14 protein-coding genes are annotated in these 12,229 nt (G+C 45.3%); all 14 read right to left on the bottom strand.

Going from position 1 to position 12,229, the window contains the following annotated elements; all coding sequences use genetic code 11:
• Positions 1–262 precede the first annotated feature (262 nt).
• The 14 genes from H8Z79_RS00890 to H8Z79_RS00825 all read right to left on the bottom strand — a co-directional run bounded on the left by H8Z79_RS00890 (position 263) and on the right by H8Z79_RS00825 (position 12,229).
• The gene (locus H8Z79_RS00890; RefSeq protein WP_015541897.1) at positions 263–1,093 is read right to left on the bottom strand and encodes an energy-coupling factor transporter transmembrane component T family protein; all 831 of its coding nucleotides are present in this window, start codon (positions 1,091–1,093) and stop codon (positions 263–265) included.
• Complete coding sequence (locus tag H8Z79_RS00885; protein ID WP_118039342.1) at positions 1,083–2,807, bottom strand: ABC transporter ATP-binding protein; 1,725 nt, start codon at positions 2,805–2,807, stop codon at positions 1,083–1,085. The genes H8Z79_RS00890 and H8Z79_RS00885 overlap by 11 nt, the downstream gene beginning before the upstream one ends.
• A gap of 111 nt (positions 2,808–2,918) precedes the next feature.
• On the bottom strand, positions 2,919–3,470 hold the full coding sequence (locus H8Z79_RS00880; RefSeq protein ID WP_015541895.1) for an ECF-type riboflavin transporter substrate-binding protein: 552 nt from the start codon (positions 3,468–3,470) through the stop codon (positions 2,919–2,921).
• Between the two features lie 80 nt (positions 3,471–3,550).
• Positions 3,551–4,216, bottom strand: a complete 666-nt coding sequence (locus H8Z79_RS00875; protein ID WP_118039340.1) for a ribonuclease H1 domain-containing protein — start codon at positions 4,214–4,216, stop codon at positions 3,551–3,553.
• 169 nt (positions 4,217–4,385) lie between these two features.
• Positions 4,386–4,760 (bottom strand): RidA family protein, encoded by a 375-nt coding sequence (locus H8Z79_RS00870; protein WP_118039339.1) that lies wholly within the window; start codon positions 4,758–4,760, stop codon positions 4,386–4,388.
• 228 nt (positions 4,761–4,988) lie between these two features.
• Entirely contained in the window at positions 4,989–5,285 is a 297-nt protein-coding gene (locus H8Z79_RS00865; protein WP_015541892.1) for a helix-turn-helix domain-containing protein, read from the bottom strand.
• A gap of 62 nt (positions 5,286–5,347) precedes the next feature.
• Entirely contained in the window at positions 5,348–5,635 is a 288-nt protein-coding gene (locus H8Z79_RS00860; protein WP_015541891.1) for a type II toxin-antitoxin system RelE/ParE family toxin, read from the bottom strand.
• Between the two features lie 34 nt (positions 5,636–5,669).
• Positions 5,670–6,908, bottom strand: a complete 1,239-nt coding sequence (locus H8Z79_RS00855; protein WP_118039338.1) for a nitrogenase component 1 — start codon at positions 6,906–6,908, stop codon at positions 5,670–5,672.
• On the bottom strand, positions 6,905–8,308 hold the full coding sequence (locus tag H8Z79_RS00850; RefSeq protein ID WP_015541889.1) for a nitrogenase component 1: 1,404 nt from the start codon (positions 8,306–8,308) through the stop codon (positions 6,905–6,907). Before H8Z79_RS00850 ends, H8Z79_RS00855 begins: the two co-directional genes overlap by 4 nt.
• Complete coding sequence (locus tag H8Z79_RS00845) at positions 8,302–9,069, bottom strand: nitrogenase iron protein NifH (protein ID WP_015541888.1); 768 nt, start codon at positions 9,067–9,069, stop codon at positions 8,302–8,304. Before H8Z79_RS00845 ends, H8Z79_RS00850 begins: the two co-directional genes overlap by 7 nt.
• Complete coding sequence (locus H8Z79_RS00840; RefSeq protein WP_015541887.1) at positions 9,062–9,334, bottom strand: TM1266 family iron-only hydrogenase system putative regulator; 273 nt, start codon at positions 9,332–9,334, stop codon at positions 9,062–9,064. Before H8Z79_RS00840 ends, H8Z79_RS00845 begins: the two co-directional genes overlap by 8 nt.
• 596 nt (positions 9,335–9,930) lie before the next feature.
• Positions 9,931–10,947 (bottom strand): hydrogenase expression/formation protein HypE, encoded by a 1,017-nt coding sequence (gene hypE / locus H8Z79_RS00835; RefSeq protein WP_015541886.1) that lies wholly within the window; start codon positions 10,945–10,947, stop codon positions 9,931–9,933.
• A gap of 17 nt (positions 10,948–10,964) precedes the next feature.
• Positions 10,965–12,020, bottom strand: coding sequence for a hydrogenase formation protein HypD (gene hypD, locus H8Z79_RS00830; protein ID WP_015541885.1), 1,056 nt, complete (start codon positions 12,018–12,020; stop codon positions 10,965–10,967).
• Positions 12,020–12,229: a HypC/HybG/HupF family hydrogenase formation chaperone gene (locus H8Z79_RS00825; protein WP_015541884.1), complete on the bottom strand. Its 210-nt coding sequence runs from the start codon at positions 12,227–12,229 to the stop codon at positions 12,020–12,022. Before H8Z79_RS00825 ends, hypD begins: the two co-directional genes overlap by 1 nt.

Below are 12,229 nucleotides of genomic sequence, written 5' to 3'. Positions count from 1 at the left end.
TTTTCCCAGATTTATGTACCCTATCCTAACTTACCTATATCATGGTCATCCAGTTTACTCAATTTCCGTTGGTCTCCTGCCAACTTACTCATTTCCCGGTCATTTCCCCACACAAATTTAGTGAACTTCCGCCCAGCTTACTCTTCTCCTGGTCATTTTTCCTTTCAACTTTCTTATTTTCCAAATTCAAGAATGCCTCTGTAATCCTGCCGGAGGCTATATCAGATGGGAAGGATTGACTCCCATCTGATATATAATTCTTTTATACAAAAGGATTATAGAATCGTCCAAACTTAATAGTTACCATCAGGCTCACCACCAAAAGCACCACACCCAGCCCGAGTGCTGCAAAATCCCGTGTGGCAAATGGTCTTCTGGTATACCAGGTACGTTTCTTATTCTTTCCGAATCCACGAAGTTCCATGGCATTGGAAATGGTGTCAATCCGGTTCAGGCTCGTCAGGATCAGCGGAAGCAGGATATTGACCGAGTTTTTCAGTCGTGAGAAGAAATGCTCATTCTTGCCGAGTTCCACGCCTCGCGCCTGCTGCGCCTGACTGATACTGTGATAGTCTCTCTGAATATCAGGGATGTAACGAAGTGCGATTGCCACAGAATATCCTACTTTATAAGAAATTCCGATACTGTTCAGGCTCGCCGCAAATTCACTCGGATTCGTTGCCGAAATAAATAAGATTGCTACCGGCAGTGCCACAAAATATTTCAGTGAAATATTCAACATATAAAACAACTGTTCCGCCGTCACATCGTATCTCCAGAAAAGATGACAGAGCACATGTCTTGTTCCATACAGATTCGTTCCCTGATTCGGATCAAATAAGAAAATGAACAAATTATTCAGGAGCAGGAAGACCAGCATAAAGATCATCATAAAACGGACTTCCCTGTATTTGATTTTACTGAGCTTGAATGCCACAAAACTTACTGCGAACAGCCCAAGCAGCACCCATATGTTGTATGTGATCATACTTGCGAACGTGAACAACAGGAAAAATGCCAGCTTCGTGGTTCCTGTCATCTTATGTACCATGCTGTCGCGATCCAGATAATTCAATACCGTCTTAGCGGCCATGCTTTCGCACCTCCCTGTCTTCTCCGATAAATCTTTCTACAAATGCTTCCGGCGGTGTGATCTCACACTGATTTGCCAGCGTAAACAAACTCGTTTCTTTCAGTGCTGCTCTCTCGATCAGTTCCGGATCACACAGAACTTCCGAAGCTCTGCGATCCGCAATCAGCTGTCCATCTGAGAATACCAGTGCACGCGGTGTGTACTCCAGCATCAGATGCATATCATGCGTAATCATCACAACCGTCACGCCACGTTCATTCAACTTACGCAAAAACTCCATGATTTCTGTGTAATGACGGAAATCCTGTCCGGCAGTCGGTTCATCCAGAATGATCAGTTCCGGATCCTGCACCAGCACACTTGCGATCGTCACACGCTTTTTCTGTCCAAAACTAAGCGCCGATACCGGCCAGTTACGAAACGGATAAAGTCCGCAGATTTTCAGTGTATCTTCTACCTTCTGACGAACCTCCGCCTCAGGCATCCCAGCCTTTTGAAGACTCAGCGCCACCTCATCATAGATCATAGTTTTGGAAATCATCTGATTCGGATTCTGCATGACATATCCGATATATTTTGCACGGTGACGGATATTTTCTTTCAAAAGATCTTTACCGTGAAAGGTAATTTCCCCGGAATCCGGATCTTCAAATCCACAGATCAGCTTTGAAAATGTTGATTTGCCGGCACCGTTTCGCCCCACAATACTGACCATCTCGCCCTTGTCAATCGACAGACTGACGTTTCGAAGCGTCTGCTGTCCCTTCGTATATCCAAAACTTAAATGTTTCACTTCCAGAAGTTTTTCGCGCTCCCCTGCATCCTCCGGAAGCGGCTGTGCCTCAAACCATTCTCTCAGCTTCTTACGATCTCCCTCATTCAGCACAACAGAATCCACATGCGCCGGTTTCTTTTCTTTCGTAATGTCAATTCCCGCATAACGCATTGCAGTCACATAAAGCGGCTCGCGGATACCGTTGTCACTGAGCAGACTTGTAGAAAGAAGTTCATCCGGTGTCAGATCCGCAAGAATCGTTCCGTCATTGACCAGTACGATACGGTCCACATTACGCCAGAGCACGTCCTCAAGGCGATGTTCAATGATCAGAACCGTCGTGTCTGTTTTTTTCTGAATTTCATCGATCAGCTCGATCGCCTGCTTGCCGGTTGCCGGATCAAGGTTTGCCAGTGGCTCATCAAACAGAAGGATTTTGACCTGATCGACCATAACACCCGCAAGGCTGACTCTCTGTTTTTGTCCGCCGGACAGCTCGTGCGGTGCATAATCCAGATGGTTTTCGATTCCGACAAGCTCTGCGGCATGACGGGTGATCGCATGCATTTCATCCTGAGGCGTACAGCTGTTTTCCAGAGCGAAAGCAATGTCTTCACCTACTGTCAGTCCGATAAACTGTCCGTCCGGATCCTGCAAAACAGTTCCCACGTGGGCAGACAGCTCAAAAATACTGCTGTGCGGTGCATTCACACCATCCACGGTCAGCGTACCTTTGCATTCTCCCGGATTGGAAAAAGGATTCAAACCATTAATGCATCCTGCCAGTGTACTCTTACCACTGCCGGAAGGTCCTGCGATCAGCACCTTTTCACCCGGATAAATATCCAGATTGATTCCTGTCAGTGTAGGCTTCTTCTGCGCCCGGTACTGGAATGAAAAATCTTTGAATGAAATAACAGGGGATTTTTTTTCAGTCATTTAAACACCTCAAAATTATATTATTACAATAAAATAATCCAAAAACAACAGCATAGAAAAAGCCTTTTCACAAGCCATAAAAGCTAGATGAGAAGGCTTTGTCATCATATCTTATTCCTGATCAAGGGAACCTTTCTTTGCAATGGTCTTTGTGTATGCCAGAATCAGAAGTCCGCCTACAATCACACCTGTAACTGTGTTGGAAACTGCGGCAAATACACCCTGAGCAAATACCTTGTTTGCAGGCTCTGCATAAATAAGGATGTCAAGTACCGGAGCTACAACTACCCATCCGATCACATGTGCGATCACGTTGGAAACTACGAATACAGCAACTTTACCTTTACCGAATTCGCCTTCCTGAACGTTCAGTTTCTTTGCAAACAGGCCGATAACCACACCAACAAATGCGGAAGTGATTACCCAGCTCCACCACGGGCTTCCGCCCCATGACAGGTCGATCAGTGCATGACCGATGAAGCCGATCAGACCGCCTGCTACCGGTCCGTACATTGCAGCCAGAAGTGCAAGTACTGCATACTGAAGGCTGATGTTTGTGTTCGGTACCGGGCTCGGTATTGCGACAAAACGTCCCAGTACAAAGAACAGTGCTGCGCCAATTCCGACGGCAACAACGGTTTTGATACTGCTGTTGTTTTTCATGATTATATCCTCCTCAAAAAGTACATGTTCTCCGGTCATGCCGGAGACAGTGATAGTATAAGTCTTTTATAAGGTTTTTGTCAATGGATTCCAAGGGCTTCTTTTGCAAGTTCATCTACCATGTCATTATATTTATTGTTGGAATGACCTTTTACTTTACAAAATTCAATGTGTACCTTTTCTTTTGCCTTTTGATAAAAATCACGATACGCGATCGTACCCGGTTTGTTGGCTTTCCAATCACCGTTGCACCAGCTCGCGATTCCCTGATAATCATGATATATAATAATAGAAGGAATTTTGTGATCCAGTGCATACTGCATCGCAGCTTCGCTTCCTTTGATCTCACCTGCTACGTTTCGCATCTGTGCAAGCTCCGGGTCTGTCATCTTCTGAGAAAATTTTTCCTCTTTTCCATTGATCAGGACGACCATACCATAGGAAAATTCTTTTGTTCCCGCATAGTAACTTCCATCTACATAAATTTCGACTGCGTCGGAATCTCCGTTCCGGACATCACCGGAAGCTCCTGAATCTGCCATATTTGCCGCTGAATCGCCACCTATTTGCCTGCTCGCCGCAGCTTCAGCATCGATTCCCAGATACTCTTTCGCTTCCGCCTCCGTTCCAAAGCTTTTGTATATCGCCCCGGGATACCCCATTACCTGCTTTTTGCATTCATCCCAGGTAAGGAACATCCCGGTCTTTCTGCCCTGTCTTACTGCATAAAATTTCTTCTTAGCCATGCTGCCTCCTGCATAATTTGATAGCGTAACTGTTCAGCACCCTCTCAGTTACGATAGTTCTATTATACCTGCCCGCCAAAAAAACACAACAAAAAAGAAGACCACTCCGTCTCCGGAATGGTCTTCTCTTTATTACATGATCCAGTCTGAACCAAATACAGTCTGAAAATTATTCAACAACTGCGATTGCTTCTACTTCGCACAGAACATTCTTCGGAAGCTGTTTTACTGCAACACAGGAACGTGCCGGTTTGCTTGTGAAGTATTTTTCATAAACAGCATTAAATGCTGCAAAATCAGCCATGTCAGCAAGAAAACATGTTGTCTTTACAACATTGTCAAATGTAAGGCCTGCTTCTTCGAGGATAGCGCCTACATTTTTGCAGGACTGCTCTGCCTGAGTCTCGATCTTGTCACCTGCAACTTCACCTGTTGCCGGATCAACCGGGATCTGACCTGATGCAAATACAAAGTTTCCTACAACTTTAGCCTGAGAATATGGTCCGATTGCTGCCGGAGCCTTTTTTGTTTCAAGAGTTTTCATGATTAGTCCTCCATTTTTCGTTTTTCTCATCTTAGCACTGATCTTCAGCACAGTCAATGCAGGTTCTGATGAATATCCGCAAATTTTCTTTACTTATATGTTTTCAGTGGCTTTCCGCCAAAACATACCTTTTGTATCAGTTCTGCACCACGTTCCAATTCCTCTTTTTTATATCAGTTTTCCTCTCTGAAATTGCATCGCCTGCTGCAGGCGCTGTTGCTACCTGCTTTATGGTGTCTGTTTTTTAACTATTTTTATTTCATAACCAAGCGCATCCAGAATATTACTAAATAATTTTAATGAAGGAACATGTTCGCGCTGTTCAATTCTTGATATCACCTGCTGTTTGTTACCTGTTATTACAGCCAGCTGACTCTGAGTTATTCCTTCCTGTTTCCGTAAACTGATCATCTCTCCGATCAGCTTATATTCTGCTCTGCTTTCTTCCCATGTCTTTTTAAATTCAGGAGAATCAGTACATCTTTGTTCAATTTCTCTGCTAACATTTATTTCTTTAAATGCCATCTTCTTTTCTCCTCAGATAATCTTTTTATTTAATAATCTTCCTAATTCCTTAGCACGCTTTTTTATAATATTTTTATCCTTTTTTCTGTCTGGTTTTTCTGTTTTCGACACGCATGCAGTAAATAAATATTTTCTTTGTCCACTGTCACATAAAATATACGATTATGTTTTCTGAAATAGACTTCATATATTTTCTTTTCCCAGCGCTTAAAAAATATTTCTTCAAATTCATCTTTTTCTATACATTCCAGAACGGATAGTGCATCAATTCTTTCATCTTCTGTAAGGGAATCTATATATTCCATAATTAAATCTCTTCCAGTCTCTGAAAAATAACTATGTACTTTCATTCTGTAGTCCCTTCTATAGTTTCTTTAGCTCATTTTACAACAAATATGTTGTATTCGTCAAGATATCTTTATATCTCTTCAGGTAAATCCTTCCGGAAAATGCGATATGTGGCAGATCATAGAATTGGCTATGAGAAGGGCAGATTGGCCGATACAGTGGATCGGCGACGATGATTTTTGCATCCTTCAGATAGTTTTCCGCTTCTTCCTCGCCTTTTGTGATATGGTCAGCTGGTGCAAGAAGTCCTGCGTTTGTCTCCAGCGGGCAAAGTACGCGAACCGCTTTTTCATATTTTTTCTCAATTGCAGCTGCCAGTGATCCCATTGTCACAGCTTCACCGATAAGTGTAATTTCCGGCGAAGTTGACAGGCGATTCCGAAGATATGGAATTTCCGGTTCATCCTGACCGCCTGATGTGGATTCTTCCTCAGATGATTTTTTCTTTTTATTTGTATTGTTCGTCACCTGTTCCAGCGCCATTACAAGATCTTCTGTAAAATCACCAACCGGTGTGCCGATAACATATGGTGTACCGAATTTTTCTTTTAGTATTTTTGCAGTCTCCAGTCCCACAGATGATACGACAAGATTAACTTCTGCTTCTGCCGCATGACTTAAATTTTCCAGCGAATCTCCCATTGCCCAGATTGATGTTACCTGCCATCCGTGCTTTGCGAGAATTTGTTTCATGCAGTCTGCGTTTTGCTGCGGGCCGAAGTCAAGAGGAGTAACTCCGAGAAGATTGAGTGTATGGGAAGATCTGCCTGTTGATGTTACATCAGAGATGTCAGTTCTTGTTGCACCTGTTACTTTTGCTGCGCCACTTGGTTGCACAAAGCGTTCTGCTATCTTTGCCAGCGCAAGCCCGGCACCGTACGTATAATCATGCATCCCATTTGTCGGGATTGCAAATGCCGGGATTCCTGTTTCTGTCTCAATTACCTGTGCAATTGCCGGAAAATCTGTCCCATTCATAAATGGAATCGGCGAACCGGCAAGTGCAATAAATTTCGGTTGTAATTCCCGTGCAGTCTCCTCAATATCCCTGATAAACTTTGCATCATTTCCCATCACGGCGTCAATCTCGGTCAGTCCGGAAATGTAGATCAGGCTGTCCTGTTCGTACCAGCGGATCTCATCGTGAGTATTGTAAGTAGAATTACAGCCGGACGGATCGTGCATGACTACCATGCCGCCAAGCTCGTAGAGTGCGGAACACACTCCAGAAACGTCCGCTGTATAAACCGGTATGATTCGATATGACTGTCTCATATACAGCTTTCGCACCCCCATCCTTTACGTACAACCAGATCTTCCGTATCTTTTTCTTCAAGAAATGCTTCTGTCATCATTTCCGCTGTCCTGCGGATTCCGTCAAATCCCCAGAGACCACCGCCCTGCACCATATTAACGAAGTTTTTACTTCCCGTAAACCACGCTGCTTTCTGTCCGATGGCGAGGATTTTTCCCTCAGTTTCTCTCGGAATAACACGCATCTTCGGATGGATCGTAGCGCGTAACTCAAGGTTCGGACAGTACGTCTTCAGCCAGTCAAAAGCTTCTTTTTCCTCCGCGCTGATACTGTCGAGATAGATTGTAGTTACGTTAAAATCATGTGTAAGAAGCAGTTTTGCCAGTCCGAGCGGTCTCGGATGATACAGATAATCCAGAGCAACCGGGGTGTTGCCGATGATAGATTTTGCATGTTTAAGAGCATCTTCACAAAGAACAATCTCCCGTTGAAAAAATGCTTCAATATTTTCGGAACTCATACAGCTTTCTGTATTCCGTGAGCTCTCTCCTTTATCATTTTTTTCTGCATTTCCGACTGAGTTTTTCACTGTCTCTGCAAATGTCCGGATCTCTTCTTTAATTTCTTCATAATCAAAACTTCCCGGCAGATACAGATGTGTACGCTGTAATCGTCCTGCCAGCATCTCTGCACCGTATTTTGCCGGAGGATAGCAGGAAATCAACATTTTTCCACTGCCAAGTTCCTGATACTCTTCCCAGTTTGTACAGGCCGTAAGCTCTTTTAATGTATATCCGCCGGATCTCAGCAGACGTTTAATATCGCAGGTTTCATCCAGTGCAAAATCGCTTCCGACAAGGGTGACGACTTTTTCATCCGGTGACTTTTTTTCCACCGGATCATATAATGCTTTTCGCAGTTTCTGGTCCGGTGTCAGCCCATGTTTCTGCATGATCGGATCCATAAAACAACGTACAAAAACAATTTCCGGAAAACGGTTTTCCAGTTCTTCGTATACCCTGTCCAGATCACATCCGAGAAAATGATGGAGACAGACTGTAAAGAGTAATACCGCTTTTGGTTTTTCTTCTGTTTTATTTAAAACATCGGTCACACCTTCGATCGTAACATCCTCGAGATTTCCGTTCAGAAGATTTTCTTCTTCTACAATTACAAAAGAAAAACGGCCTGCCGCGTTCATTTCCGCCGCTGTGAGCACCACCCCGCGCATACAGTTGTCCGCACAGACATAAATCTGTATGGCCTCGGGCATCAGCATCCCGGTATGTACGATATTCCAGTTGCCATGTACCGGTGAATTAAATTCCAGCCCGAGCGGAAACGGCACAGGAAGTTCAGCCTCACCGATCGTCGTGACTGCACCCTCCGGATTTATTTCTCCGCCGATTCGTTTCAGCATAACCCATCCTCCCTGCAGATTTTCAGGATATTTTCTGTCAGTGTACGGTACTCCTCTGCCATCTCACTGTCCGGATAGCATTCCATCAGCGTTTTTCCCTGTTCTTCCGCATCCGTGACAAGTTCGCTTCTGGTAAGTTTTCCGACAACAGTTGTCTCAAAATCATCTGCCAGTTCCTGTACTTTTGCTTCTTCCCGTTTGACATTGCGCCGGTTCAGAATGATGCCTCCGAGAGATGCATAGCCGCGGTTTTTGAAGTTCTGCACTGCCATGGCGATGTTTGCTCCGGCATGGATCGCCATATTTTCTCCGGAAGTGATGATAAATACTTTATCGGCATAACCTTTTCGCATTGGCATGGAAAAACCACCGCAGACGACATCACCAAGAACATCATAGAGAACAATGTCCGGTTGATAGATCTCGTATGCTCCTGTTTCTTTCAGCTTCTCAAGAGCTGTGATGATACCTCGTCCTGCACAGCCAAGTCCCGGTGTCGGGCCGCCTGCTTCCACGCAGATCACACCCTGATACCCGATCATAGTCATGTCTTCTAATTTTAAATTCTGTTTTTTTTCATTATACAGATCAAGTACTGTGTGCATTTCTCTGCCATGACGCAGCTGAATCGTAGAATCCGCCTTCGGATCGCAGCCGATCTGCATCACAGTCATGCCCTTTTCGGCAAGGGCTGCTGCCACGTTGGAAACGGTGGTAGATTTACCGATTCCGCCTTTTCCGTATACTGCAATTTTAATCATGTTTTTCCTCCGTATGTGTGATCACATTGGAATATGCGGTCTTGGTGGATACGCCTTTCAAACGGCCGATTTTTCCGGAAAGGGCACTGATGATATCCTGTGAGGCATCAATGGCGATGCTGATGATGCTGATTCCTTTTTCGCGGTACGGGATGCCCATGCGGCCAATGATGTGATCTCGGGCATCATAAAGAAGCTGGTTGAGGGTTTCGATGGAATCACTGTTCTCTACGATAATGGAGATTACTGCTACTCGTGTATCCATATGTTATCTCTCCTTAAAATTTATATCTTGTATGTCTTCACGCCCGGACAGGACAGTCTTCCTGACACACTGCAATTTCTGTTCGTCCCGTGCGCCTGTTTGCTGTCATTCGCACAAACTCGGCTGCGCCTCAGACAGTGTGCTCGGTGACAGCAGCTGGCACGGTCCTCTCGACAAAATTTCCGTTTGCCGTCAGTCAAACTGTCCTGTCCGGGCGTTTCGAAGTCTGTTTAAATTTGATAGAATATAACAATTCAGCAGGTATTTTGCCCCACAACTATGCGAGTACTGAACAGTCACGAGAGAATACTTGAACTGACAGTTCTGCTGCTGTTGATAGATTTTTATCTGCCGCAAACATATATTTCACGATATAGCGCCCTGAACAGAAAAACAGGATTCTCCTGACGGTAAACGGAGATTTCGTCGTGAATTACGTGTTAGCTGCTGCCACCGAACGCACTGTTTGAGGCGCAGCCGAGTTTGCGTGAATGGCAGCAAATAAGCGCACGTAATGAACAGAAATCGCAGTGTGTCAGGGAGCCTGTTTGCTGTCTCAGGGCAGATATTCTATAAATATATCTTTTTCCCCTAACTCAACAGATTCTCGGCAACAGTTCTCCGCCCGGCTGTGGGAGCAGTGCCTGCGTTCCAATCTCGGTGGTCATGACCACTTTGCCTGGCTGATCCGCGGTGACTTCTCCGATGATTGCAGCGTCTTTGGAATACGGACACTGACGGAGTGTTTCGACAATTTTTTCTGCCTCAGCTTTTGGTGCCATGATCACCATTCGGCCTTCGCAGGCAAGATAAAGCGGTTCCAATCCGAGCATTCCGCAGACACCTTTTACTCCCGGGGCAACGGGTACAGACGCTGCATCCAGTCGGATTCCGACATTGCTCTGTCCTGCAATCTCATAAAGAACAGTTCCGACCCCGCCACGTGTCGCATCCCGGATCACATGCAGATCATGTGTCGTATTCATCACCGCTTCAACTGTCTTCCAGAGCGGTGCACAGTCACTCGTGACATCTGCTTCAATTCCGAAATCCTCTCTTGCAAGAAGGATCGTGCAGCCATGCCTTCCCACATCACCGGTTACAATGATCGCATCTCCCGGCTGTGCAAGAGTTCCACCTACTTTTACACCAGCTTCGATCTGACCCATTCCGGTCGTTGTGATAAATACACCGTCCACCTGTCCTTTACCGGCCACCTTCGTATCACCGGATACAATATGTACGCCTGCTTCTGCTGCCGTTTTTTCCATTGCAGCCGCGATTTCTTCCAGTTTTTCCATCGGAAATCCCTCTTCAATGACAAACGCGCAGGTCAGATACAATGGTTTTGCTCCCATACATGCAAGGTCATTTACCGTTCCACAGATAGAGAGTTTACCGATATTTCCGCCTGGAAAGAATGCCGGTGAAACAATAAATCCATCTGTTGAAACAGCCATTTTGCCAGCCGGCGGTGTCAGAACTGCCGCATCATCAGCAGTCAGATCCGGATTTGCAAAATGCGCTGCAAAAATCTGCTCGATCAGTTCAGAGGTCTGACGACCGCCGGCACCATGTGCCATCGTTACTGTTTTATCTTTTAAACTGCTCATAGGATTATCCTCTTTTCTTAATATTGGGTATCACCATATGCATAAAATGCCGAACATGCTCCTTCATTCGAGACCATACATGCACCTACCGGATGCTGCGGGGTACAGACCTTGCCGAATACTTTGCAGTCTGAAGGTTTACATTTTCCCTGCAGGACATCTCCACATCGACAGGCCGGATTTGCCTTGCCCTGAATCGGTGGAATATCATATTTCTTTCTCGCGTCAAATGCACTCCAATCTTCTTTCAGACAGACACCTGACCCCGGAATCACTCCCAATCCTCGCCATTCGCTGTCACAGGCTTCGGTCATTTCATCGGTAAGCTGCTGTGCCTCCCGGCTTCCTTCTGCTTTTACCACTCTCGGATAACAGTTTACAAAAAACGGTTTTCCTTCCTGAAATTTCACCAGTGCAACCGCCAGCGCGGTGAGAAGTTCCTTCGCTGTAAATCCGGCAACCACACCACTGACACCATCTTCTGTCAGCTTTTCACAGAGTTCTGTGCCTGTTATTGCATTCACATGTCCCGGATAAAGGAAAATATCTGCACTTCCTTTTAAAGCTTCATATGCCTGTGGCATAGTCTTGTTTGCCATCAAAAGTGAATAGTTCATAAGCCCGTCTTTCTTCGCTTTTTTTACAGAAAGACACTCTGCCGGAGTGGTCGTTTCAAAGCCCACCGAAAGAAAAACCACCTGCTCCTCCGGATGTTCTGATGCATATTTTTCTGCATCTGCAGGAGAATATACGATGCGTATCTTTGCTCCTTTTTCTCTTGCTCCTGCAAGGCTCATCTTCGTTCCCGGTACACGCACCAGATCGCCAAACGTACAGATTGTCACGCCTTTTTCCAGTGCAAGCCAGATTGCTTCGTCAATAAATCCGACCGGTGTCACACAGACAGGACAGCCCGGTCCTGAGATCAGTTCGACCTGCGGTGGCAGAAGTTTACGGATTCCAAGGCGGAAAATTTCATGTGTATGTGTCCCGCACACTTCCATGATCCGTACTTTCGGACCATCATAATTTTCTATGATCTCTCGCGCTGTTTTCTTTTTTTCTTCTTCCATTACAGCAGTTCCTCCATAAGCTGATCGGTCTCATCTTCATCTTCGTCTGTGATCTTTGCGATTGCCACACCGGCATGAACCATTACATAATCACCCGGTTCCAGATCTTCCAGAAGCTGTGCAGAAACCTCTCTTTTGGCACCTCCGGCATCTATTACTGCTGTTCCGTCACTTATTTTTACAACTTTTGCTGATAATCCAACACACAT

The organism is Blautia intestinalis, from assembly GCF_014297355.1.
Taxonomy (GTDB): domain Bacteria; phylum Bacillota; class Clostridia; order Lachnospirales; family Lachnospiraceae; genus Blautia_A; species Blautia_A intestinalis.
This window is presented reverse-complemented; position numbering and strand designations above follow the sequence as displayed.